The organism is Chelativorans multitrophicus (genome assembly GCF_011317445.1).
In the GTDB taxonomy this organism is placed as follows: domain Bacteria; phylum Pseudomonadota; class Alphaproteobacteria; order Rhizobiales; family Rhizobiaceae; genus Chelativorans; species Chelativorans multitrophicus.
In genome coordinates this window covers 80,513-104,495 of sequence record NZ_JAAAPL010000003.1, presented here as the reverse complement: position 1 = coordinate 104,495, position 23,983 = coordinate 80,513, and the positions used below count along the sequence as shown (strand labels likewise).

The window sequence follows — 23,983 nt, the reverse complement described above, 5'->3', positions numbered from 1 at the left end:
AACGATCGGAGATGATTATGCCTGCGACCCACAGCGTCAAGATAGAAGATTTCATGGCGACGGTGACGATCGACCGGCCGCCGGTCAATGCGCAGAATCGCGAGCTGCGCCGGGAGCTTATCGAAACCTTCGATTCATTGGGGGATCGCGACGATGTCCGCGTGGTGATCCTGACTGCCGCCGGCAAGTACTTTTCTGCAGGTGCCGACCTTAAGGAGCGGCAGTCCTTTGAAGGCTCGGAGGGCGAGTACACTGCCCATAATCGCTTGACGCGGGAGTTCTTTTATTCCGTTCGTGATTGCGCGAAACCGGTGATCGCGGCCGTAAACGGCCCGGCATTCGGAGCCGGGTTCGCCCTGATGCTGGCCTGCGACATCATGTATGCCACTGAGGACAGTTACTTTGTCATGCCGGAAATCAATGTGGGCCTTGCCGGGGGCGTTAAGTTCATATCCGAGCATTTCAGCAAGTCACGCACAAATGCGATGTATTTGACGGGCGATCGCTATCCAGCTTCTGAGCTTTACCGCCTCGGCGTAATCGAGGCCGCCTTGCCTGCCGATGAGATGTGGCGCGAGGTGAGACGGGTAGCACGGAGCATTGCTTCGAAGAGCCCGCTCGCGGTCAGTCGGATCAAGGCAGCTTTGGCTGTAATCGAAACGATGCCTGTACGCGAGGCTTATAGATATGAGCAGTCGATCACGTCCGATCTGGCAAAAAGCGAGGACGCGAATGAAGCGCAACGCGCATTCATTGAGAAGCGTCAGCCAATTTTCAAGGGCCGCTGATTGGACTTGCCCCTGCCACGGTGTTGCGGTCTCCGTTAGTCATGAAGGCCGCGGACCGCAGAATCCCCAGAGCATCGCTGCCGGCCTAATGGCGGAAATGCGACCGCAACGAAGCGATCATAGACAGGCCCATGGCATCGCGCGTCTCTCTGGTTGCGCTCCCTATGTGCGGAAGCACTATCACGTTCTCCTTGTCGCGAAGCTCCGCGGGGACGTGCGGTTCCTTCGCAAACACGTCCAGTGCCGCGCCAGCAATGCGACCAGACACCACCGCCTTCACAAGGGCGGCTTCGTCGACGACGCTGCCGCGCGCCACATTCACCAGCCATCCTTCCGGGCCGAGCGCTTCCAATATCGCTGAGCCCACCAAATTCCTGGTTTCCTCGCCTCCGGGGCAGCAGACGATAAGCGCATCGGACCAATTGGCGAGTTCGATCAGACTAGGGAAATAGGTGTAGGCGCTGTCCGGTTTCCGCCGCGGGCCATTATAGGCGATCTCGGCGCCGCTGCATTCGAGGCGGCGCGCCACCGCCTTGCCGATATGGCCAAGACCTATGATGCCAACGCGGCACCCGCGTACGGTGCGAGCCAAAGGCAGATTGCCGTCGGGCCACAAGCCGGCGCGCGCATAGCGTTCTGCCCTGCTTATGCCGCGCAGGAGCGAGAAGAGCATCACCACCGCAAGATCAGCCACGTCATCGGCCAGCACTGGGGACGTATTCGTCACGGCGATGTTTCGGGCCTTGGCGGCCTCAAGATCTATGCCGTCCATGCCGGCGCTGAAACATGCGATAATTTCAAGCGCCGGCAGGCGGCCGATGAGGGCGGCGTCCACGGGGCCGGCCCCGAGTGTGGCGATACCGCGAATCCTGTCCCGATTGGCCTCGATAAGTCGATCGCGCTCTGCCCCTTGGGAAGGCAGTTCTAGAACTGAAAAGTGCTCGCGCAACGTGTTGACTGTGGGTGCGGGAAGACTCGTAGCCTGAAGAATGACAATCTCGTCATCCATTTGTACCCTCCTGGAAAGCTATGTTGCTGGCGCCGACCGGATATTGCCGGCGCGGCCGCCGGGTTAGGCCGCTCGCGCCTCCAACGGACGTGCGGCCCGTCCGAGAATGAGGTCGGACGCCTTCTCCGCGATCATCATGACGGGGGCGTTGATGTTGCCGCTGACGATGTTGGGCATGATGGATGCGTCCACGACACGCAGCCCCTGCAAGCCATGCACACGCAGTTCGTCGTCCACGACTGCCATCGGGTCCGATCCCATCTTGCATGTGCCCGATTGATGATGTCCGGTGGTCGCCGTGCTGCGGACGAATTTTTCGATCTGGGCCGACGAAACGGCTTCCGTACCAGGGCCGAGCTCGGTGCTGATAAATTCGGACAGCGGGGCCTTCGAGGCGACCAGGCGTACCTGCTCCACGCCTCTGATCAAGGCTTCCGCGTCGCTTGGCGCGGAAAGTGCGTTGGCGTAGATCACCGGCGCGTCGGCTGGGTCAGCCGAACGGAGGGTTATCTCGCCGCGGCTCTCGGGCCTGAGCAACAGCAGTTTGACCATGAACCCCTCCTGTTCAAGCGGATCTGGCCGCAGCGCCGAAAGGAAGGGGATGCGGACCCGTGAGGAGCCCAGCCCAAGGAAAAACACCCAGCCCAGATCCGGGTATTCGAGGTCGGGCCTGGTGCGGGTGTAGGCGCCGGCCTCGGCGGGGAAAACTGCGCCTTCCCCCGTGCGAAACAGAACCGCTCGCGTCATCATGAATGCCGCTCGATCGATACGGGCCATGCTGTGCAGCGTGATCGGCCGATTGCAGCCGAACTGGACCGAGATGGAAATATGGTCCTGAAGGTTCTTGCCGACGCCCGGCAGTGACATGTGCACTGGAATGCCGAACCTGGTCAGTATGGCGGGATCACCAATGCCGGACCGCATCAGGATAGCAGGGGAATGAATCGCTCCGGCTGAAACGATGACTTCCCGTGTGGCATTTGCACGCCTGGTTTCCTGCTTCCTACGATACTCCACGCCAGTTGCGGCGCCGTCTTCGATCAAAATCCGAGATACGTGCGCGGAGGTCATGACATCCAGGTTCGGACGATCTCGCACCGGGTTTAGATAGGCGGCGGCCGAGGAACAACGCCGACCCCGGTCAATGGTGAAATCGTAGCGCCCAAATCCCTCCTGGCGGGCCCCGTTGAAATCATCGTTGAGCGGAAAACCGGCCGCCGCACCGCTCTCAACGAATGCTTCGTAAAGCGGATGCTGCGACCGCGCTTTCTGGACGACCAGCGGCCCGTCATTGCCGTGCCAGCGGTCGCGTCGGTCGACATTGCCTTCGGAGCGAAGAAAATAGGGGAAGACGTCGTCGAACGCCCAGCCCCGGTTCCCCATCTGCGACCAGAGATCGTAGTCACTTGGGTTTCCGCGAACGTACAGCATCCCATTGATGGACGAGGTGCCGCCTAGGACGCGCCCGCGCGGCCAGGGATCACGACGGCCGAGAAGCCCTTCGTCCGGTTCCGCCACCAGGCCCCAGCCATGCATGTGTGTCCGGATCAGCTTTCCGCAACCCATGGGGATGTGGATCAGGGGGTTCCAGTCCAAGCCGCCCGCCTCGATCAGCAAGATCCGCAGCTGACGGTTTTCCGATAACCTGTTCGCGAGCACACAGCCCGCGGATCCTGCCCCGACCACGATATAGTCGTAAACCGACGCATCCGAAGCATTCATCGATTTAGTCCAGATTTGCCTTCTGTGAGGCCGACCGGCGCCGGATTAGGACCGACGAGCGATGTGATCCTCGGGTAATGGTTGGCGTCGGTTCTGTCATCGGTCAAGTAAACTCCGGCAGAGGGGCGGTCGCCGCATATTTGCCGTCCTGATAAATGAGTGGCGCGATGCCCTCGGCGAGGCGCACTTCCTTTACCCGGGCTATGACCACGGAATGCGTCCCGTAGTGCACGACACTGTCGATGAGGCAAAAAAGATTGGCCTGCGCATCCACCAGGAACGGCTGCCCATTGCGCCCCGTCTCCCATTTTCCAAGTTCGAAACGCTCGCGGCCCTTCATCTTGCCGCTGAAAGCCTCGGACAGGGAAATCTGATTGCTGCAGAGGAGGTTTAAGTAAAAATTCCCTTCTGCAACGAGCGGATCGTGTATCGACGCAGATTTGTTTACGCATACCAGGACGGCAGCAGGCTCGGCGCAGACCGAGGTCACGGCTGTAACTGTTATGCCGTAGCGCTCGGCGCCATCCGAGCAGCTGATAAGGCTTACAGTGCTTGCCAATCGCCGCATTGCGCCGCGAAACCCGTGTTGAATGTCCTCTATGATCATTGGAAGTCCTACCGTCAAAGACAACTACCATATAGGTAGGAGCCTGTGTTTCTGTCCTGAATATTCCCGCCTACTTCTTGAATGATTCGGACTCGGGTCCAGGCACCGTTACGTTGCCCAATACAGATCGCTCGGATTATTCACCAGAACCATCCGGCGCAGTCCCTCGTCGGGTAGCCATACCGGTATGAGATCGACCAGATCCGCATCGTCGGGCATGTCCGACCACAATCCGGTGTGAGGCCAGTCCGTGGCCCATAGGAGGCGGTCCGGGCGTGCGGCGACCAGAGCGTCGATCAGGGGAAGAAGGTCCTCATAGTCTTTGGAGCGGCTAAGCCTGTATGGTGCCGAAAGCTTCACCCAGAGACGACCTTCTTCGACCTCCCTCAGCAGCGACTGGAACGGACCAGCCTTCGCGCCGGCTTCGGGCCGTGCAAATCCCAAGTGGTCGATTACGAGCGGGACGGGGCATTGTCGGGCCAGTGCCGACAGGTCCTGGATCTCTTCGATATTGATCTGAAGCTGGATATGCCAGCCAAAGGGTTCCAGCCTGCGCCCCAGGGCTGCTATGTCCGTCAGTTCCAGACCACCCGGGTTGATGCGATTGATGCGGGTGCCGCGTACGCCCCGCATGTGCAGGTCGGCAAGTTCTCGGTCGGGCAATCCGGGTGGTATGACGACAATCCCGCGCCATAGATCAGGATGTTCGGACAAGGCGGAGAGCAGGGCGGAGTTGTTGGTTCCAAGGACGCTTGGCTGGACGAGTACCGCGCGTTCCAGTCCGAGTCTTTCGGCCAGTCCGGAATACTGCTCGTGTGTCACCAGATGCGGCGTGTAGCTGCGCCTGGCGGCCAGATGGCCTGCGCTATCGGGTGCAAAGACGTGGACATGCGCATCGCAGCTGCCGGGGGGCGGAAGAAAGTGCGGTGTGCGCTCCAGCCGTCGAGGCGGCAGGCAGCGAGGAGCACCGGGTGGGACAGGGTCGCTATCTGCCATCATGTCGCGAATCCGGAGGAGGGATGAGGAATTCGAAATCACAGCCTCTGTCCGCCTGAAGGATCTGCTCCTGAAAAAGTCTCGCGTATCCTCGTTGCGGAAGGTCTTGCGGTGGGGCTGACGGTGTCCGCTTGCTTAATTCCTCCTCGCTGACGAGAAGCTCAAGCCGGCGCCCGGGTATGTCAAGCTCGATCTCGTCCCCGGTTCTGACAAGCCCCAATGGTCCGCCGACCGCGGCTTCAGGGGCCACATGCAGGACGACCGTTCCAAAAGCGGTGCCGCTCATGCGTGCGTCGGAAATGCGGACCATGTCTGTGACCCCGCTGCTGGCCAGCTTCTTGGGGATAGGTATATAGCCTGCCTCCGGCATACCGGGCGCGCCCTTGGGGCCGGCGTTTCTGAGCACGAGCACGGTGCCGGGGGAGACATCAAGATCGGGCGCATCGATGCGAGCCATCAGGTCGGGCAGGGAATCGAACACGAGGGCGACGCCACGATGACGGGCGAGGGCGCTGGAGGCCGCCGACTGTTTGATGATCGCCCCGTCAGGAGCCAGGTTGCCCCGCAGCACCGCCATGCCGCCCTCCGGACTGATCGGTGCCGATCTCGGCCGGATCACCGTTTGGCCGGGAACGATTTCCGCCTGCGAGACGATATCGGCGAGAATCCCGCCGGTGACCGTCCGGGCATCGAGGCGCAGTAGGTCCGATAACTCGGCAAGCAAGCGTGGTACGCCGCCCGCATGGTGGAAATGCTCCATGTAATGCATTCCGGACGGTTTCAGGTCGACCAGCACCGGAACTGAACGTCCCAAGGCATCGAACTCCTCCAGGTCGACCGAAAGGCCGGCGCGACCAGCGATCGCGGCAAGGTGGATTAGGCCGTTGGTCGAACCCCCAAGGGCCTGCAGCAAAACCTGCGCGTTGTGAAGGGAATCCTGCGTAAGGATCTCGTGCGGCAGGGGCCCGCCGCTGCGGGCCATTTCAACCGCTCGCTTCCCAGTCGCTTCGGCGCATCGGATCCGTTCGGCATGAGTCGCCGGGATGCTTGCGCTCATCGGCAGTGAAAATCCCAGCGCTTCGCACATGCTGGCCATGGTGCTGGCCGTACCCATGACCATGCACGTCCCCACCGACGGGGCAAGTCGCCCGCTCACCTCGTCGATCTCGGACTTGCTGATGCGGCCGGCCCGATGACCGCTCCACAACCGCCGGCAGTCTGTGCAGGCGCCCAGAACCTCTCCCTTGTGGTGCCCCACCACCATCGGTCCGACTGGAAGTACGATGGAGGGGATGCCGGCGCTTACCGCCGCCATCATCTGTGCGGGTAGGGTCTTGTCGCACCCGCCGATCAGGACGACCGCATCCATTGGTTGGGCGCGGATCATCTCCTCGGTGTCCATCGACATCAGATTCCGAAGGAACATCGATGTCGGATGAGCAAAGCTCTCATGAATCGAGATGGTCGGAAAAACCATGGGCAGGGCGCCCGCAAGCATCACCCCGCGTTTCACACCTTCGATCAGGGCAGGAACGTTGCCATGGCAGGGATTGTAGTCGCTGAAGGTGTTCGTGATCCCGACGATCGGGCGATCGAGAGCTTCGTCGGAATAGCCCATTGCCTTGATGAATACGCGGCGAAGGAACAGGGAAAATTCCTTGTCCCCATAGTCGGTCAAGCCCTTGCGAAGCCCATTCTCCATCGACTTTTCTCCTCCACCCTCTGCAGGCACTAAACGCGCTCGATTTTGCAGCTCGGTAGGCTCGGGTTATCGCTTGACGGGGCAAATTGTCAATAATGATCACCGCAAATTCGGGAATTCTCCCAAAAAGGCCATAGATTATTGACAATTTGCGCCTCATATTCTAAGCGGCGGGTGGTATGGACGAAGCGCAGTCCAAGACCGGATCGCGTTCGTCGCTTGCATCGGTAAACGGGAAAATCAATCATGCACCCAAAGCGCTTGCGCGGTGTCATTGCCGCTATCGTTACTCCCATCCTGTCTACCAACGGGCCGGACGCAACGCGCTTCATCGCGCTTGCGCGTCAACTTCTTGACGAAGGCTGCGACGGACTGAACGTTCTGGGCACCACGGGCGAGGCCACCTCGTTCAGCCTGGCGCAACGGCAGCAGCTGATGACGGCCATAGCGGGTTCCGGCTTGCCGCTCGACCGGATGATGGTCGGCACGGGCGCCGCGTCTGTGGCTGATGCGAGCCAGCTTACCGCACTCGCCGGCGAACTTGGATTTGCAGGAGCTCTTATCTTACCGCCATTCTACTACAAGGACGTGGCGGACGAGGGGGTCGTCCGCTACCTTGCCACTATAGCCGACCGCACCAGCTCCCCCATTCCGATCTACCTCTACAACTTCCCCGCCCTTTCAGGCGTCCCCTATAGCATCGACCTCATAAAGCGGCTCCGGGCGGAGCTAGGAAGCCGTATCGCCGGACTCAAGGATTCCTCCGGCAACATGGACTACGCGAACGAGGCAGCGCAATTGGAAGCCGATTTCGACGTGTTTCCTTCCAACGAAGCCACGCTGCTCGAAGCGCGGAACGGTTCATTTGCTGGCTGCATATCAGCGACCGCAAACGTGAACGCCCCGTTCTGCAGCAGGGCATTCCGCGACGGTGATGAAGGCGCGCTCGGCGCAGCCGTCTCGATCCGCGCGCTTTTCACCGGCAAACCGCTGGTCGCGGGCGTGAAGGCCTTGGTATCCCACATGCGCCGGGAGCCGACAATTGCCGACCCGATGCCGCCACTCGTCCGATGGAGCGACGCCGCCGAGCGGAGCCTCTTTTCTGAGTACGACCGCATCGTCTCCTCGGTTTGAGCGGTATGTCAGGCCGGCGGTGTGGCGACGAAAGGTATCGGCAACGGCGATTGCGATCGCTGTCGGGATGACATTATTGGTTCCGAAAGCCAGCGTGCCAGGCGCGGTTCGGAGAACGTCATGGACGACGAAATTTTGCAGCAGTCGGAGTTCGCCCATTACATCGGGCGCGAGGCCGAAACCGCCAGAGCGATCGAGGAAGACATCATCTTCGGTAGACTCCCCCCGGGGACGAGGCTTGTCGAGGATACCCTTCTCGCCAGGTTTGGCGGCACGCGTCACCTCATCCGGCAGGCACTGGTTCAGTTAGAGAGGACCGGTCTTGTTGTGCGGGAGCGCAACAAATCCGCCGTCGTGCGAACGCTTAGCATCGACGAGGTCAACAAGATCTACGAGATCCGTGAGCTGCTCCACAGGAAGGCGGCGATGCTGATAAGGCTGCCCGCCAAGGAGACGCTCATTGAACGGCTGTCCGTCATCCAGGCCTCCTATGAACGCCATGCCGCGGAAGGGAACCTGCGCGGGGTTCACGAGGCGAATGATCTTTTTCACCTGACTATGTTCGCCGAATGCGGCAACGAATATCTGCTCGAGGAGATCAGGCGCTTCATGCTGCTGAGCCTTCCTGTGAGGGCGGGCAGCATTGCGGACGCTGGGATGCGGACGATTTCGACAGAACATCATCGCCTGATGATCAACATGCTGCGGGGAAGGGACAACTGGTTGCTTGCGGAGCTGTGCGTCGCGCACCTCAATCCCTCGAGGCAGCACTACCTGGAACGAGCGGGGATCGCGTCTCCGCTGCGCTGAATGCCACCGCTGGACCACGGCTGGAGATGACGGGTCCAGCCAAAGACTCGTCGGAAGTGTTCAGGACAATCCCCTGCCCACCATTAGTTTCTGGTTCGGATCGCAGGGGAGACAATTCGTGCCCAGAACCCTTAACAAACTCACTTCTGCATACCTGCAAGAGGCCTCGGCGGATGCGGCTGCAGGCTTCCGCGCGATGCGGGCCGCGGTGGTCGCGGCAGGCCCGTTGGACAAGGTTACCTGCGAGCTCATCGTGATCTCCGGGCTCGCCCTCCTGGGCTATGAGGATGCGTTCAAAACCCATGCGCGCCGCCTCATCGAGGCCGGCACGTCCAGGGCGGCGGTTGAACACGCCGTCCTCGTCACGCTCTGCTCGACATCGACGCTGTTCCAGGTCGCCAGGGCAATACAGTGGCTGGACGACATTGATGCGGAAATCAAGGCGGCAAAGGGGGCCTGAGGCCGCTGCCGCCCTGTCGGCGCGACGGTGCCGGCTATTGTTCTCGAGGGGAAAGCTGCTGTGAAGAAACTGATGAATGCTGCCGACGACTATGTCGACGAGATGCTGGATGGGCTCTGTTCCATGCACCCTGCGCTCGTGCGGACGGGATCGAACGGACGAGTCATTGCGAGGGCTGTCGGGGCGGTGAAGGGCAAGGTCGGAATCGTGTCCGGCGGAGGCTCCGGGCATCTGCCTCTCTTCACGGGCTATGTGGGAGAAGGCCTGCTCGATGCCTGCGCGATCGGCGATATCTTCGCGGGACCGAGTGTTGAAGCGTGCATGGACGCCATTCGAGCGGCGGATGGAGGGAGGGGAGTCCTGCGTCTGTTCGGCAATTATGGCGGCGATCGCATGAATTTCAATCTCGCCGGAGAATTACTGGAAGGCGAAGGTATCGAACTGACCACCGTACTTGGCCGCGACGACATTGCCAGTGGTGCCGAAAACGAACGTGAAAAACGGCGCGGCGTCGCGGGAATTATATATGCCTACAAGGTGGCCGGTGCGAAGGCGGCCCAAGGCGCGGACCTGCAGGAGGTCACGCGCGTGGCGGAGGCAGCCGTTGATCGCTGCCGCACCATCGGCTGCGCCTGGGGGGCTTGCCAGATCCCGGGGGCTGCTGGCCCTACCTTTACGATTGGCGACGATGAGGTCGAAATGGGGATCGGCATTCACGGCGAGCCCGGAATTTGGCGCGATCGCCTGAAACCGGCGGATGCACTTACCGGGGAGATGGTCGCTCGCCTCCTTGAGGACAGCTTCGTCAAGAACGGCGGCCGCGCTTCCGTCCTCGTCAACAGCCTCGGTGCGACTTCACTGGAGGAATTGTTCATCGCTTATCGTTCGATCGCATCCCTCCTCAAGGAGCGCGGCATCGAAATCGTGAGCCCGCTGGTAGGCCACTACGCGACCTCAATGGAGATGGCCGGCTTCTCGGTGAGCATCCTTGCGGTCGACGAGGAGCTCGAAAGCTTGCTCGCTGCGCCGGCGGATTGCCCTTTCTGGAAGGTGTAGCGATGGGATTTACCCATACCGAACTGAATGCCGCAGTCCACCGAGCCGCGGTCGCGGCCGCCCAATTCGAAAGCGAACTGAATGCCGCCGACGGCAAGCTTGGAGACGGTGACACGGGCATCATGCTCAGACGCCTATTCGAGCGGTTGGATGCGGTTTCATTGCCGCACGACCTCGGCGATGCGTTCAAGAGCCTGGCTACGGCGGCAGCGGGTGCAACCGGTTCGAGCCTTGGCACGCTTCTGATGACCGCTCTTCTTGCTGCCTCCCATCGCCTGAAGGGCAGGAGCGAAGTCCCGTGGGGCGGGCTTGGGGCAGTGATGCTCGCAGCACGGGATGCCATGCTGTCGCGGGGTGGAGGTGCGCTCGGGGACAAGACCGTGATCGATTCGATCGATGCCGTGGGCCGCGCGATTGACGGGTTGGACGATGGGGCGGAGGCGAAGGTGCGATCGCAGAAGGCAGCGAACCAGATGCTCGTCGAATTCCGCGACAGGCCCTGCCGCCTCGGCCGGGCGCGTATGTTTGGTGACAGGAGCAAGGGCATTGACGACCCGGGCATGCTCGCATTCACCCGCCTTGTCGAAGCAGTCTGCGGGGAAGTTACTTCCCGCTGACGCATTCATGGTTGAGCGTTCTGACATAATCGATGTCGCAACTTTCGAGTCATGGAGGAGTGGGTTTTGGAATACCGACAGCTAGGGTCTTCCGGACTGAGTGTTTCAGTGCTCACGCTCGGAACCATGACATTCGGCGGCGAGGGCGTGTTCGCCAAGGTAGGGACCACGGATCTTCGCAGTGCGGCGCGTCTCGTAGACATGGCCGTCGATGCAGGCGTCAACCACATCGACACGGCGAATGTCTATTCTTCTGGAGCATCCGAGGAGATTGTCGGCGAAGTTGTTCAGGGCAAGCGTGACAAGCTCCTGATTGCAACCAAGGCCGGCATGCCGGCCGGAAACGGCCCGAATGAACGCGGATCAGGACGCGCGCATCTCATCGCCCAGTGCGAGGCGAGTCTCAGGCGGCTGAAAACCGACCATATAGACCTTTACTATGTGCATGCATGGGACGGTCTGACGCCGCTGGAGGAAACGCTTGGGGCGCTGCAGACGCTGCAGGAACACGGCAAGATCCGCTACACAGGCTGCTCGAATTTTTCCGGTTGGCATGTAATGAAAGCCCTCGGCGTTGCTGAGAGCCACGGTTTTCCGAGATTTTGCAGCCAGCAGATCCATTACACGCTCCTGGCGCGCGAGGCCGAATACGAACTTGTGCCGATTGCCGTGGACCAGGGGGTAGGGATAACCGTCTGGAGTCCTCTTGCCGGCGGACTTCTCTCCGGCAAATATCGTCGCTCGCAGTCGCCGTCTGAGGGCCGTCATCTGCGTGATTGGGGCTCGCCTCCGGTGCACGATACTGACCGCCTTTATCGCATCGTGGAAGAATTGGTCGATGTCGCGCAGAGCCGTGGCGCCACGGCGGCGCAGGTCGCGCTGGCCTGGACCATGCGACGGCCCGGGGTTTCCAACCTCATAATTGGTGCAACCAGCGAAAAGCAGCTGGCCGATAATCTCGCGGCCGCCGACCTCGTGCTTAGCGATGAGGAAAACGCACGCCTTTCAAAGGTAAGCGCGCTACCGCTGCCTTACCCCTATTGGCACCAGGTCCGGACAGCAAAAGCCCGTCTGGGTCCTGCGGATATCTCATTCCTGCAGGACTTCATTCGCGACTAGGCGCCAGCCTGGTGGGGCACGCTAGAGGCCGCGCGGGAGATCAGCGCCTGTGAGGCGGGTTGCCATCGCCGTAGGCAGAGGGCGCGAACGCCGCAGCTAAGGTTTCTCAGGAGCTGTTTTGTAATTTCTCGGGGATGAAACCCAGCCCACGATAGAGAAATGCTGTTACTGCGAAGCCGCCTGACTGTGGCAGCGCAACGGTGATACCGCGAGCGGCCTACCGATAATAAATTGAGACGCTAGTTTCGCTGCTTTTGGAGGCCGCTTTTTTATCCAGCCCGGCATATCCGGCTGCGTCAGCGCGCCCACTTGCCGCCCGGTCAGCAGCATTCCCTGCGTATTCGCCAGTCACGCTCAGACGCGTTCGATGTGAGCGCGAATCTCCTTGCCGTCTGCCGAGATCCAGCCGTGTGCACGCGCTCCCTCGATCATCCTTTGAAGGGATGCCACCCAGATATCCTCACTTGCCTTCCCGGAGAGCGCCACCAGGGACTCGATGTCGACCCAGGCAGTATCGGTCCCCTCCAACCTAAGGAGGGGGCCTTTCAAGACATTTGCAGCCGCGTCTTCGGAACTGGAATCCAACGTCACCTTGAACTTACGGAAGTCGTCGGGTTCGAATAAAGCAACTTTGCCGGCTGACACCTGAACGATCATTGTTCGTTTCCTGATACCGAAGCCTTGGCCTGCAAACTTCTAGCTTGCAGCCCTCCTTGCCGGGTTGTTTGACGCGTTGAATGCCTTGACCTCATTGGCGATGAATTCAAGGCTCTTGCGCGTGCCCTCTGTGGTGACGAATCCGTAGCGGTAGGTCACGAACAGATCGGTTACGCCGAGCGAGCTAAAGCGAGCAATCTGGCGGCGGATGTGGTCCGGTGAGCCAATCAGGCTGGCTTTGGACCATCCCTCGAATGTGGGCTCGCCCTTCTCGCCTCCGCTGGCGTCGTTGATGCCCCGCACGAGCCTTTCACGTTCCTCCCGCAGCCGCTGCTGAACGCGATGGAGATAGCCGCCGGAGCGCACGATCACGTCCTCATCCTGGCTGCCCTCGATGAGATAACCGTGCGTCTGCATCGCGAACCGCACGGATTTCGGATCAATGCCCCGTTCGCGGCATACATCCCTGAACATCTGAGCCGATCGTTCTGCGAGTTCACTGCCGTTGTTGCCGATGTTCATCACCACCGACATACCCTTGTCGAGCGCCATGCCGATCGAGGCCGGAGAGCCGCAGGCGAGCCAAAATGGCGGATGCGGCTCCTGGCGGGGGGAAGGAGTGATCGTCACGCCGTCCACCGAATAAAAGCTGGACGAAAATGGCGCGTCAGGGTTCTTGAACAGGTGGATGAGAAAGTCGCATCCTTCGTTCAGCCGCTCCCCGGATGATTTGAAGTCGATCCCGAGGCGTTTGAATTCGTAAGGCTGATATCCCCGACCAAAGCCGACCTCGAGACGTCCGTTGGCGAGCTGATCCACCATGGCGATCTCTTCAGCAACGAATATCGGATTTCGCAATGGCAGCAGAATGATGCTCGTCCCAAGGCGGATGGTGCTCGTCGCCTGCGCGATTGCGGCGACCAGCGTCAAAGAATTGGGCACAATCGCGTAGTTGGAGAAATGGTGCTCGGCGAACCAGGCGCCATCATATCCAAACTTCTCCGCCAGCCTCGCGTCTTCGATCAGCGTCGGGTAGATGTGCCGCGTATCAATTGTCTGCTCGGCGGACTGCCCAAGCAGAAATGCATGGAGCCTCACTTTGCGTACTCCTTGGATTGTTCGAAAGGACCCCCCAGGGGGCAGCTTCCAATATTCAGCCAATATCCGTGTGGATGAGTTTTGAAGAGACGAACTCGCGAATGCCTTCGAGGCCACATTCGCGGCCGTAACCGCTCTCCTTGACGCCTCCGAACGGAGCTTCGGGAGCGGCCGCGGCGAAGGTGTTCAGGCCCACCATGCCCACCTGCATGGCTTCGGAAACTTTCGTCGCATCAGCTAGCGATGAGGTGAACAGGTAGCCCGCAAGCCCCCATTTGACCGCGTTCGCCTTCTCGACCGCCTCTTGCACGGACCGGACGGGGATGATCGGTGCTACCGGCCCGAACGGTTCTTCCTCGAAGATGAGAGCCGTATCCGGCACGTCTCCCAGAACCGTGGGCTCGAAAAAGAAGCCACGGTTAAATCCGGATGGGCGCTGGCCGCCGGCAAGGATGCGCGCACCTTTCGAGCGTGCGTCCTCGACCAGCCTTTCCACCCGCTCGCGCTGACGTGCGGTGGTGAGCGGTCCCATCTGCGCTCCCGCGTCAAACCCACTTCCAAGCTTGATGGAGCGCGTTTCCTCGACCATTGCCTGGGTGAAGGGCTCGACGATCTTCTCGTGAACGATGAAGCGGCTGGGGGACACGCACACCTGGCCCGCATTGCGGAACTTGGCCCGTGCCGCTGCAACGCCGACCTTCTTGGGGTCGGCATCCGGCAGCACGATTGCCGGCGCATGTCCGCCCAGTTCGAGGACGAGATGCTTGACCGTGTCCGCGGCTTGCTGAATCAGAATCTTGCCGACGCGCGTCGAGCCCGTGAAGGTTACGGCCCGCACCGAGAAGGATGCCATCAGGGGTTCAACCACATCCTTCGGGCTGCCAAGCACCATGTTGAGCACACCAGGAGGAAGACCTGCCTCCTGGCAGCAGCGAACAAACGCTTCTACAGTGGCCGGCGCTTCCTCGGGCGGGCGCAGGATGACGCTGCAGCCCGCCGCGAGAGCGGGGGCAACCTTGCGCGCCGAGGTTCCGAGGGGAAAGTTCCATGGGATGAGCGCAAACACGATCCCAAGCGGCTCCAGCTCGACGCGGAGCCGGCTTTCCGCGCGGCGGGCCGGAACGGTGTAGCCATAAAGCCGCCGCCCCTCTTCGCCTGACCAGTCGAAATGGTCGGCAGCGCCGCGCACTTCCGTTATCGATTCGGAGAGAATCTTGCCCGTTTCAAGCGTCAGCAGAGATCCTATCTCCTGCGCATTTTCGCGCAGCGCGGCCGCGACCTTGTGAAGGATCTCACATCTCTCATATGCAGAAGTCCTCCGCCATTTCTCGAAACCCGCAGCTGCGGAGTCCAACAGCTCCTGCAAATCCTCGGGTGCAGCCGAGCGATAGCTGCCGAGTACCTCTTCGTTCGAAGGATCGATGACCATCTCTTCCTTCGCACCCCGGCCCGTGACGGACCGGCCGTTTATGAACAGCGAAGGGTTGGGATATTTGCGACCGCTCATGGGTGGCGCCTCAGCGTTGTCTTTGTGCCTAAGCGTTTTTGTTTTGAAAGCAGGCAAATGTCCCGGACCTTCGCGACAATATATTGAATGATTCCGACAACCGGTGTACCAATGGCGGGAACCCGGTGGTTCGTACCGAAAGACGTATGGCCCTCAAGCGGGAAATCTAAAAGAGAACTTGGACCGGCTTTGGAAAGCAAAGGGATGTTAAACGCATCGCCGCCCGGCAATTCTCGTCGAGAGCTCGATACGGCGAGAAGATTAGGTTTCGTACTTCTTCCCCAATTCAGCCTTCTCACCTTGAGCGCTGCTTGGGAAGGGTTTCGTCTCGCAAATTCCCAAACCGGCGCGGCAACCTATGTTTGCCAAACGGTTGGAGTGACGGGACGCGAAGTTCGGTCGAGCAACGATATTATCGTGAAGACCGATAAGGAGGTGGCCGACGATCCGTCCTTCGATATTACCTTCGTCATTTCCAGCCTCAATTCGGCAGAGTTCCGCGACCAGCGGCTCGAAGTCTGGCTCCAGGCGCAGGCGGCCAAGGGCAAGTTGCTTGCGCCGATCGGTTCGGCAGCCGTGCTGCTGGCCCGAATAGGCCTGCTCAACGGCTATCGGTGCGTGACGCACTGGAAACATCATGAACAATTCCTCGAGCGCTTCCCGCGTGTCAGGCTGAGCCGTGGTCTCTACTGCGTCGACCGTGAAAGGCTCACTGCGGCAGGTGGCCTTTCCGCCCTCGACCTTGGGCTTTCCATCATCAGCAGGGGTCTGGGCTCGACGCTCGCGAAGCAGGTCGCCGAGGAGGCGCTCCTGGCGCGCCTCCGCAGCGACAACGAGGCCCAGCGCATGGACACCAAGATCCGATATGAGGTCACGGAACCCCGCCTTATCCGCGCGCTCGAGATGATGGAAGCCAATCTGGAACGGCCATTGTCGCTCACACAGATCGCCAGCGCTTCAGCGGTGTCGGAACGGCAACTGGAGCGCCTGTTTGCCAAATACATGAAAAAGCGGCCGCTCAAGGTTTATTCCGAGATCCGGCTCCAATACGCTAGGGAACTGGTCAAGAGCACAACTGAATCGATCTCGCGGATTGCAGCCGCTTGCGGGTTTTCCGACGGCTCCCATCTATGCCGACAGTATCGGGCAGCCTTCGGCGAGCCACCCACCTTGACCCGCCAAAAGAGCTCGGAGTCCGGGCATTCTGCCGCCTCGGAGGATAACTGACCGCGATCTATCCGGCGCGTCCGCTGGCCGTCAGAGGCGCAGGCCAGTCTTGGAATCGAAGAGAAGCAGATGTTTGGGCTCGACGTTGATCGTCACCGGATCGCCCGGCCTTAGCGACACGCGCTCGCGGGACAAGCAGACCAATTCCTTGTCTCCCGCGCGTAGTATGATCTGCGTCTCGGATCCCGTCGGCTCGACGATAGCCACCGTCGCCGGCGAACCGGTGCTCGTTATGTTGAGATGTTCGGGCCTGAAGCCGCAGGTTACCGGGCGCCCTTCCATATTCGCTGGGCCGCTTGCAAGCTTGAGCGAGAGGATGCCGTCGCCTGCCTGAAACATCCCACCAGTTATCCGGCCCTCTACAAGATTCATCGAAGGCGAGCCGATGAACGAGGCCACGAAGACGTTGCGTGGATTGTCGTAGAGATCGAGCGGCTTTCCAATCTGCTCTATGATACCGCCGTTCATAACGACGATGCGGTCGGCCATGGTCATGGCTTCGATCTGGTCGTGGGTGACATAGATCGTCGTCGTTCCGAGGCGCTGGTGCAGCTCCTTGATCTCGGCACGCATCGCCACGCGCAGCTTGGCATCCAGGTTGGAGAGCGGCTCGTCGAAGAGGAAGGCCTGCGGGTTGCGCACGATCGCGCGGCCCATGGCCACCCGCTGGCGCTGGCCGCCGGAAAGCTGCTTGGGAAAGCGGTCCAACAGGTGATCGATACCTAGAATGGATGCGGCATTTGCCACGCGCTGATCCGCTTCTGCGTCCATCGCATTGCGCATCCGCAAGGAGAAATCCATGTTTCTCTGCACAGTCATGTGCGGATAGAGCGCATAGTTCTGGAAAACCATGGCAATGTCGCGGTCCTTGGGAGCCAGATCGTTGACCACCCGGTTCCCAATGCGAATCTGGCCGCCAGTGACATTCTCCAGGCCGGCAATCATTCTCAGCAGCGTGGACTTTCCGCAGCCAGAAGGCCCAACCAGAATGATGAACTCACCGTTGTCGATGTGTATGGAAATGTCCCGGATGATATGCAGCGCGCCGAAGTGCTTTTGCACACCATCGATATCTACTGTCGCCAATGCTGCTCCTCCCTTGGTTCTTCTTCCACACCTCTTCGCAGACTATGGCCCGATCCCGCGTGGCGATCCTTCTTGGATCCGCCTGAAAGTGCCTGCTCACAGTTGCTGCGCTAAGGGGCGCACGACGACCTCGTTGATGTTGACATAGGCCGGCTGCCGCGCCACGAACGTCACGATGTTTGCGATATCCTCGGCCTGAAGCCGTTCCATCTTGAGCACCTGTGCGAAACCCGCCTGAGACTCGGGATCGGTAATGTGACTGACAAGATCGGTGGCAACGGCCCCCGGCATAATCGTGCAGACACGTATCTTGTGCTCGATCACTTCCTGCCGCATTGAATCCGCCGCGGCGCGGATCGCTGCCTTGGTGCCTGCATATGCGCCAGTGAGCGGCCTCTGCCGAAGGGCTGCGCTGCTGCCGATATGAATGATGCTGCCGCCTCCGTTCGATTTCATCTGATCGATTGCGCGATAGGACGTGTAGAAGAGCGACATGACATTGAGCTTGTTCATGTACTCCCAGTCGTCGATTTGACCGCGCTCGAACCGGCTGGCGAGCATAATGCCGGCGCAATTCACCAGGATCGAAACCGGTCCGAAGCGCTGCTTGCAGCGCTCGAAAAGACGATCCACCTCCTCGCGGACGGTGATATCCCCCGCAACCGGTTCGATCTGTCCGCCGTCATTCGTGAGTTCCTGCGCAAGTTCGTCCAGACGTTCCTTGCGTCTTCCGGTAATGACGACCTTAGCGCCCTCCCGTGCAAAGGCACGGGCAACTGAAGCGCCAATTCCGCTCGATGATCCGGTTACAACCACTGTCTCGTCTGCCAGGAATCTCATCAGTCTCTTTCACTTTCCCTTGAAATTTCCCCCGAACGCGAAAGCATTCGGATGCCCTGAGTAGATGCAGGCGGCAGCAGGGAACGTCCTGAACGAAAGCGACAAAGTTCAGCAGACTGTCGACCAGCCTGACGGGTCAGGTCGATGGCGAATATCGAGGTGGATGGCGAGTTTGTTATATAGTTTGACGACTACGTTCACGGCACCATGGGAGCACCATGCAACAATAATTTTACAGTTGGCCGCGGGTGAAGCGGCTACAGACAACTGGATCATACAGAATGTATGCAGGGTTGACTTCTTCCGTATTGCGCGCTGATCAGTATTCCGGCGACCCGGCACTCCGGCGCGTGGCCGATGGTTTGCGCTTTCCCGAAGGTCCGGTTGTCCTGTCGGACAGTACGCTTTTCGTGGTCGAGATTGCCGGTGGCACCGTACTTTCCTTCGACCCAAATGGACGCCGCACCGTCGTGGCCGAGGTCGAGGGTGGACCCAACGGGCTTGCCTTCGGCCCTGATGGCGCACTCTACCTATGTAATAACGGAGGCGTCGCCTGGCGTCAGGAGGACGGATACAGGCGACCGGCTGGGCAGCCGCCCGACTACAAGGGCGGTCGTATTCAGAGAATTGTTCCTGACACGGGCGAGGTTTCCCTGCTCTATGACAGCTGCGACGGCCATCCCTTGCGAAGCCCGAACGATCTGGTTTTCGATCGGTTTGGCGGCTTCTATTTCACGGATATGGGCAAGGCACGCGCCCGTGATCGTGACCATGGTGGGGTATATTATGCGACTCCGGACGGGCGTTCGATCATAGAGGTGGCATACGGATTCCTGACGCCGAACGGAATAGGCCTCTCGCCGGACGACAGCGAACTGTACGTTGCCGAGACCGAAACGGCACGGCTTTGGGCGTTTGAAATCCTTTCGCCGGGAAAGGTTCGTAAAGAACCATTCCCGTCGCCGACGGGCGCACGCCTGGTCGCAGGCCTTCCGGGCTTTCGCCGTTTCGACAGCCTGGCGGTCGACCGAGACGGCAATATCTGCGTCGCCGCCCAGTTTCCCGGCAGCATCGTAGCGTTTCGGCCAGACGGCACGCTCGTTAGGGAAGTGGCGATGGGCGACCCATTCACGACGAACATCTGCTTTGGTGGTGCGGATTCCGCAGTCGCCTATGTCACGCGCTCCTCGCTTGGTGACGTCGTGGCGACCGATTGGCACACGGGCGGACTGAGGCCGCATTTTAGTCTCTGAATGGCGTCACTCAATGAGGGGAGATGGTTTCAGGGTCCGGCGAACGGGATAAGGATTCGCCAGGATGTCTTTCAACGGCGAGCCGTTGACGGATCAACTGATCGGGAGGGAATGAAGGGAGGAGTACCATGCAAAGCATTAGGTCTAAATTCTTGATCGCTGCGGGCCTTGCGGCATTCATGGGAGGCATGGCCTTGCCTGCCCATGCGCAGCAGACTGAAATAGTGCTCTGGGACATCCAGCAGCCGGGCGACGGTTCCCCACGGGGCGAGGCATTTAAAAAGAACCTGGAGGCCTTCGAAGCCCAAAATCCGGACATCAAGGTGCGGGTCGAGATAATTCCGCCTCCCCTGCTGGATCCCAATCTGATCCAGAGCGCTTCGGCGGGCAATTCTCCCGACGTGACCCGTGTCTTCAACATCTATCTGCAGCGGCACGTGGCGGCGGGATCGATCCAGCCGCTGGATCAGTACATGACGGAAGCCGACAAGGAAGGATGGCTTTTGCCCTGGGACAAGTCGGGCGTGGTCGACGGCAAGAAATATGGCATGCCGCTTGAGTACCGGTTCAGCGCGATGCTTTACAGGAAGGATCTTCTCGATCCCGCCGGCGCGCAGGTCCCCAAGACCTGGGACGAGGTTTGTTCTGAGGCGAAGAAGGTGACAAGCCCCAAGGTGATGGGTTTCAGCTTTGGCATCTCGGAAAGCGATCAGGCCAACATCCTCAACGAGTTGATGGAGACCTACTTCCTCAATGCCGGCGGCCGCCTCTTCGGCGAGGACGGCAAGGTGAACCTCGACCGGAATATTGGCGTGGGGTTCCTCGCCACACTCAAGCGTCTCGTCAGTGAATGCAATGCTGCGACACCGGCCGTGGTCGAGACCACCTACAATACCGTAACCGAGGGTCTCGCCGCCGGCACGATCGGCATGGGCATGATCGGCACTCACCGCTTCTCGACGATTGCGGCCAAGGGCGCTGGGGACAATCTGGGATGGGCACCTCCGCCCACCGTGGAACCCGGCAAGGAAGGCGAAGTCAATGTGCGCGGCTGGCTCCTGTCCATGGGCGTAAACGCAAAGCATCCCGACGAGGCTGCGCGTTTCATCAGGTTCATGATGTCAAAGGAAGCGCAGCTAAACATCGCTCAGGGCGGGGAACTCCCCACCAGGCTCGAAGCCTACGACGATCCATGGTTTGAGCAGCCCGAGGCCGCGGCGGTCGTTGCCTGGAAAGACTACATCACCAAGCACGGCGTGGTAAGCAATTACCCGGACAATTTCGTCGAGCTCAGCCAATTGATGGCGCAGGCGGCCCAGCAGGTCATCCTGAATGACGTATCGCCTGAAGATGCGTTCGACAGCGTGACGAAGCAGTACCAAGCTCCGTACTAGGTGGAAATTTCTTCGGCAGCAGCATCCTGAGGGGTGTTGCTGCCGCCTTTTGGAGGCAGGACGCTCCATGCTCACCAATCGGTTCTCGCCCTATGCGCTCCTCGCGCCGGCGTTGATAATAGCCCTCGGCATTTCTTTCTATCCGGCCTACTACGCCGTTGATATCAGCCTGCACAGAACGTCCTTCTTCCAGAAGCTGAACTTTGTCGGCCTCGACAATTATCGCAGGCTCTTCCTGAATCCGGAATTCGCGCAGGCGCTTGTCGCCACGATGAAGTTCACGTTCGGATCTGTCGTTCTGATCATCCCGATGGGACTGGCTTTTGCACTTCTGCTGAACCAACCCATCCGCTTCAGCGCATTCTTCCGGACAGTGCTCATCTTGCCTTGGGCATTGTCCCAGTCGGTCACGGCGATGCTTTGGATGTGGATTCTCAATCCCTCCTACGGGCCGGGCAATTTCATTCTCGAACAACTCGGCCTGCCAAGCATTCTCTTCCTCTCCGAACCGAACTGGACGATCTGGATCGTCACGGCCGTGAACGCTTGGATGAGCTATCCCTTGCCGATGGTGCTCTTCCTGGCTGCGCTCCAAACCGTTCCCAAGGAACTCTACGATGCGGCCCAGATCGATGGATGCTCAGGCTGGCGCCAAATCTGGCACATCTCCATTCCGTGGATAAAAAGCACAATCATGACTACTTTGATCGTGATGACGCTGCAAGTGGTGAACATGGTCACGCTTTTGTACGTCATGACCGGTGGTGGGCCGCTCGGCACAACGCAGACGCTCAGCCTGTTCGTTTTCGAGGACGGGTTCTTTAACTTCAAACTTGCCAGCGCCGCTTGCGCGGGCGTCATCATCTTCGTCCTGAACATCATCTTTAGTATGTCGTACATCCGCGTGTTGCGGCAGTCGCACATGGAGGAGCGCTGATCATGGCGGACGCACGTAGCGTGATGGATTCCGGCCGCGTGAGCATAAAGCGCCTTCCTCCGAAGGCTCGGACGCCGGAGGCAGTCCGAAGGGGACCCGGCCTGTTGTCCGAACCGCGGCGCCGGAAGCTGACTGAAATCTTGACCTATGTGGTTCTTGTTCTTGGCTGTGTCTTCGCGCTTGCCCCGATTCTCTGGGGCTTATCGACATCCCTCAAGGTGCAGTCGCAGATCGCCGCCTATCCGCCGGTCTGGTGGCCCAGTCCGTTTACACTCGAGCACTATACCGGGCTCTTGATCCGGCCCGAGATCAAGCGCTTCTTCTTGAATAGCGCGTTGCTCGCCATCAGCACGATCGTAATCTGCCTGTTGGTCGCCACGCCGGCTGCCTACGCTGCCGCCCGCTTCAAATTCCGCGGAAAGACGAGCATCCTGCTTCTCCTGCTGGCGTCGAGCATGATCCCCGGCATATCCATTCTCATACCGATCTATACGATCGCTGTGCAGGCCAATCTGCTCAATGGATATTTCGTCCTGATCGTCGTCTACACCGCATGGATGATTCCGCAAGCCGTCTGGTTCATCAGAGGCTTTCTTGACGGCATCCCCGCCGAACTCGAAGAGGCTGCAATGATTGACGGATGTTCCCGTTTTGGCGCGTTCATGCGCGTGGTGCTTCCGCTGATGCGGCCCGGTCTTGCTGCCACGTCCATGCTGATATTCATGTTTGTCTGGAATGACTTTCTTATCGGCGCAATGTTGACCACACAGGAAGAGATGCGGACGGTGCAGGTTGGACTTGTCCGTTACATCCAGGAGCCTACGGGCGTCTGGTGGGGGCAGTTCATGGCCTTTGCGATGCTGGCGATTGCGCCGGTCGTTATCGCTTTCCTGTTTTTGCAGCGCCGGTTCGTAGAGGGCCTTACCGCTGGCGGCGTCAAGGGCTGAAACCCGTTGTCCCTCCTTCGTTTTGTCAGGCTGAGCGGAACGGCCGGCCGCCGGCGCATTTGCGGGTTGCGGTTGGCTAAGTGAAAAAGGAAAGAAAATGGAGCGCACGAAACACTCTACAGTCTTGATCCCGGACCTGGCCGGCAAGGTCGTCCTCGTCACCGGCGCGTCGACCGGCATAGGAGCGGCTGTCGCACGCGCTTTCGCCGAGCAGGGCAGTTCCGTGGGAATCCACTACAATACAAGCGCCGCCGAGGCCTCGGCGCTCGCGGAAGACATCGCCGTTGGCGGCGGCAAGACTTTCCTCGTCAGAGGCGATGTTTCTGTTCCGGATGAGATGCGTCGGATCGTGGATGAGACGGCAAACCATTTCGGGAGGCTCGATGGGCTGGTCAACAATGCCGGCAGCATGCTCGGCCGCATCCTCTATGCGGACGTGACCGAAGAGCATTACGACGCCGTCATGGATCTCAATGCAAAATCCGTTCTCGTGGCGTGCCGCGCCGCTCTCCCATGGCTGCGGAAGAACGGGGGCTTCATTATCAATACATCCTCGATCGTTGCGCGCACCGGGGGCGGAGGCGGAGTCGGGCTCTACGCCTCCAGCAAAGCTTTCGTATCGAGTTTTACCCGTGGCCTCGCCCGCGAAGTGATCTCCAGCGGCATTCGCGTGAACGCGGTATCCCCGGGGGTAATCGAGACGCGGTTCCATGAACGGGACTCGACGCCTGAACAGCTTAAGGCCGCGCTGGCCACCATTCCGCAAGGCCGCCTTGGAGCGCCGTCGGATTGCGTTGGTTCTTTCCTATTCCTCGCTTCTGACTTGTTGAGCGGCTACATCACCGGTCAAACGATCGAGGTGAATGGCGGTCAGGCAATGCCGTAGCTGGAGCGCTGCGAGCGTCTTGAAACGAGGATAGACGCCATCAACCTTTCGAAGCCGTGGCGGAAAAATCCGCCATGCTCTCGCCCCGGTGTTCATGTCAGAACCGGCGGCTGAAAAAGAGCCGCCATAGG

At 60.1% G+C, this 23,983-nt stretch carries 23 protein-coding genes; 13 read left to right on the top strand and 10 right to left on the bottom strand.

What is annotated here, in order from left to right; all coding sequences use genetic code 11:
* Window positions 1-17 precede the first annotated feature (17 nt).
* Window positions 18-788 (top strand): enoyl-CoA hydratase/isomerase family protein, encoded by a 771-nt coding sequence (locus GNP00_RS14975; RefSeq protein ID WP_166016136.1) that lies wholly within the window; start codon window positions 18-20, stop codon window positions 786-788.
* An 85-nt stretch (window positions 789-873) separates the two neighbouring features.
* On the opposite strand, the gene GNP00_RS14970 is transcribed toward GNP00_RS14975, so the two are convergent.
* The 5 genes from GNP00_RS14970 to GNP00_RS14950 all read right to left on the bottom strand — a co-directional run bounded on the left by GNP00_RS14970 (window position 874) and on the right by GNP00_RS14950 (window position 6,824).
* A complete protein-coding gene (locus GNP00_RS14970; protein WP_011583062.1) occupies window positions 874-1,797 on the bottom strand; it encodes a 2-hydroxyacid dehydrogenase in 924 nt (307 codons plus the stop codon).
* A gap of 63 nt (window positions 1,798-1,860) precedes the next feature.
* The gene (locus tag GNP00_RS14965; protein ID WP_011583063.1) at window positions 1,861-3,519 is read right to left on the bottom strand and encodes a GMC family oxidoreductase; all 1,659 of its coding nucleotides are present in this window, start codon (window positions 3,517-3,519) and stop codon (window positions 1,861-1,863) included.
* A gap of 103 nt (window positions 3,520-3,622) precedes the next feature.
* Complete coding sequence (locus GNP00_RS14960) at window positions 3,623-4,126, bottom strand: flavin reductase family protein (RefSeq protein WP_157038133.1); 504 nt, start codon at window positions 4,124-4,126, stop codon at window positions 3,623-3,625.
* Between the two features lie 108 nt (window positions 4,127-4,234).
* Entirely contained in the window at window positions 4,235-5,125 is an 891-nt protein-coding gene (locus GNP00_RS14955; RefSeq protein ID WP_011583065.1) for an amidohydrolase family protein, read from the bottom strand.
* A complete protein-coding gene (locus GNP00_RS14950; RefSeq protein WP_011583066.1) occupies window positions 5,112-6,824 on the bottom strand; it encodes an IlvD/Edd family dehydratase in 1,713 nt (570 codons plus the stop codon). Before GNP00_RS14950 ends, GNP00_RS14955 begins: the two co-directional genes overlap by 14 nt.
* Before the next feature lie 246 nt (window positions 6,825-7,070).
* Here GNP00_RS14950 and GNP00_RS14945 point away from each other — a divergent pair, with 246 nt between their 5' ends.
* The 6 genes from GNP00_RS14945 (at window position 7,071) to GNP00_RS14920 (ending at window position 12,020) form a co-directional block, all read left to right on the top strand.
* Window positions 7,071-7,958, top strand: a complete 888-nt coding sequence (locus tag GNP00_RS14945; protein ID WP_011583067.1) for a dihydrodipicolinate synthase family protein — start codon at window positions 7,071-7,073, stop codon at window positions 7,956-7,958.
* A gap of 120 nt (window positions 7,959-8,078) precedes the next feature.
* Window positions 8,079-8,768 carry a GntR family transcriptional regulator gene (locus GNP00_RS14940; RefSeq protein WP_246263724.1) on the top strand — a complete coding sequence of 230 codons (690 nt, stop codon included), beginning with the start codon at window positions 8,079-8,081 and terminating at the stop codon, window positions 8,766-8,768.
* A gap of 118 nt (window positions 8,769-8,886) precedes the next feature.
* The gene (locus tag GNP00_RS23740; protein ID WP_011583069.1) at window positions 8,887-9,228 is read left to right on the top strand and encodes a carboxymuconolactone decarboxylase family protein; all 342 of its coding nucleotides are present in this window, start codon (window positions 8,887-8,889) and stop codon (window positions 9,226-9,228) included.
* A gap of 60 nt (window positions 9,229-9,288) precedes the next feature.
* Window positions 9,289-10,284 (top strand): dihydroxyacetone kinase subunit DhaK, encoded by a 996-nt coding sequence (locus GNP00_RS14930; RefSeq protein WP_041544900.1) that lies wholly within the window; start codon window positions 9,289-9,291, stop codon window positions 10,282-10,284.
* A 2-nt stretch (window positions 10,285-10,286) separates the two neighbouring features.
* Window positions 10,287-10,901 (top strand): dihydroxyacetone kinase subunit L, encoded by a 615-nt coding sequence (locus GNP00_RS14925; RefSeq protein ID WP_166016134.1) that lies wholly within the window; start codon window positions 10,287-10,289, stop codon window positions 10,899-10,901.
* Window positions 10,902-10,967: 66 nt separating this feature from the next.
* Window positions 10,968-12,020, top strand: coding sequence for an aldo/keto reductase (locus GNP00_RS14920; protein WP_041544902.1), 1,053 nt, complete (start codon window positions 10,968-10,970; stop codon window positions 12,018-12,020).
* A gap of 354 nt (window positions 12,021-12,374) precedes the next feature.
* Here GNP00_RS14920 and GNP00_RS14915 read toward each other — a convergent pair whose 3' ends face one another.
* The 3 genes from GNP00_RS14915 to GNP00_RS14905 are packed head-to-tail and all read right to left on the bottom strand — an operon-like array spanning window position 12,375 to window position 15,282.
* Entirely contained in the window at window positions 12,375-12,677 is a 303-nt protein-coding gene (locus GNP00_RS14915; RefSeq protein ID WP_011583073.1) for a hypothetical protein, read from the bottom strand.
* A gap of 39 nt (window positions 12,678-12,716) precedes the next feature.
* Window positions 12,717-13,775, bottom strand: coding sequence for an LLM class flavin-dependent oxidoreductase (locus GNP00_RS14910; protein ID WP_011583074.1), 1,059 nt, complete (start codon window positions 13,773-13,775; stop codon window positions 12,717-12,719).
* Between the two features lie 55 nt (window positions 13,776-13,830).
* The gene (locus GNP00_RS14905; protein ID WP_011583075.1) at window positions 13,831-15,282 is read right to left on the bottom strand and encodes an NAD-dependent succinate-semialdehyde dehydrogenase; all 1,452 of its coding nucleotides are present in this window, start codon (window positions 15,280-15,282) and stop codon (window positions 13,831-13,833) included.
* Window positions 15,283-15,369: 87 nt separating this feature from the next.
* On the opposite strand from GNP00_RS14905, the gene GNP00_RS14900 reads away from it, so the two are divergent.
* On the top strand, window positions 15,370-16,509 hold the full coding sequence (locus tag GNP00_RS14900) for a GlxA family transcriptional regulator (protein ID WP_343037186.1): 1,140 nt from the start codon (window positions 15,370-15,372) through the stop codon (window positions 16,507-16,509).
* A gap of 30 nt (window positions 16,510-16,539) precedes the next feature.
* On the opposite strand, the gene GNP00_RS14895 is transcribed toward GNP00_RS14900, so the two are convergent.
* Window positions 16,540-17,595, bottom strand: coding sequence for an ABC transporter ATP-binding protein (locus GNP00_RS14895; protein WP_011583077.1), 1,056 nt, complete (start codon window positions 17,593-17,595; stop codon window positions 16,540-16,542).
* A 96-nt stretch (window positions 17,596-17,691) separates the two neighbouring features.
* Entirely contained in the window at window positions 17,692-18,435 is a 744-nt protein-coding gene (locus GNP00_RS14890; protein WP_011583078.1) for an SDR family oxidoreductase, read from the bottom strand.
* Between the two features lie 281 nt (window positions 18,436-18,716).
* On the opposite strand from GNP00_RS14890, the gene GNP00_RS14885 reads away from it, so the two are divergent.
* From GNP00_RS14885 to GNP00_RS14865, 5 genes are all read left to right on the top strand, one after another.
* Entirely contained in the window at window positions 18,717-19,688 is a 972-nt protein-coding gene (locus GNP00_RS14885) for an SMP-30/gluconolactonase/LRE family protein (protein ID WP_011583079.1), read from the top strand.
* 128 nt (window positions 19,689-19,816) lie between these two features.
* Window positions 19,817-21,082: an ABC transporter substrate-binding protein gene (locus GNP00_RS14880; RefSeq protein WP_011583080.1), complete on the top strand. Its 1,266-nt coding sequence runs from the start codon at window positions 19,817-19,819 to the stop codon at window positions 21,080-21,082.
* A gap of 67 nt (window positions 21,083-21,149) precedes the next feature.
* Window positions 21,150-22,019, top strand: a complete 870-nt coding sequence (locus GNP00_RS14875; RefSeq protein ID WP_011583081.1) for a carbohydrate ABC transporter permease — start codon at window positions 21,150-21,152, stop codon at window positions 22,017-22,019.
* Between the two features lie 2 nt (window positions 22,020-22,021).
* Window positions 22,022-22,966: a carbohydrate ABC transporter permease gene (locus tag GNP00_RS14870; protein ID WP_166016130.1), complete on the top strand. Its 945-nt coding sequence runs from the start codon at window positions 22,022-22,024 to the stop codon at window positions 22,964-22,966.
* A 97-nt stretch (window positions 22,967-23,063) separates the two neighbouring features.
* Window positions 23,064-23,852 (top strand): SDR family NAD(P)-dependent oxidoreductase, encoded by a 789-nt coding sequence (locus GNP00_RS14865; RefSeq protein WP_011583083.1) that lies wholly within the window; start codon window positions 23,064-23,066, stop codon window positions 23,850-23,852.
* Window positions 23,853-23,983 lie beyond the last annotated feature (131 nt).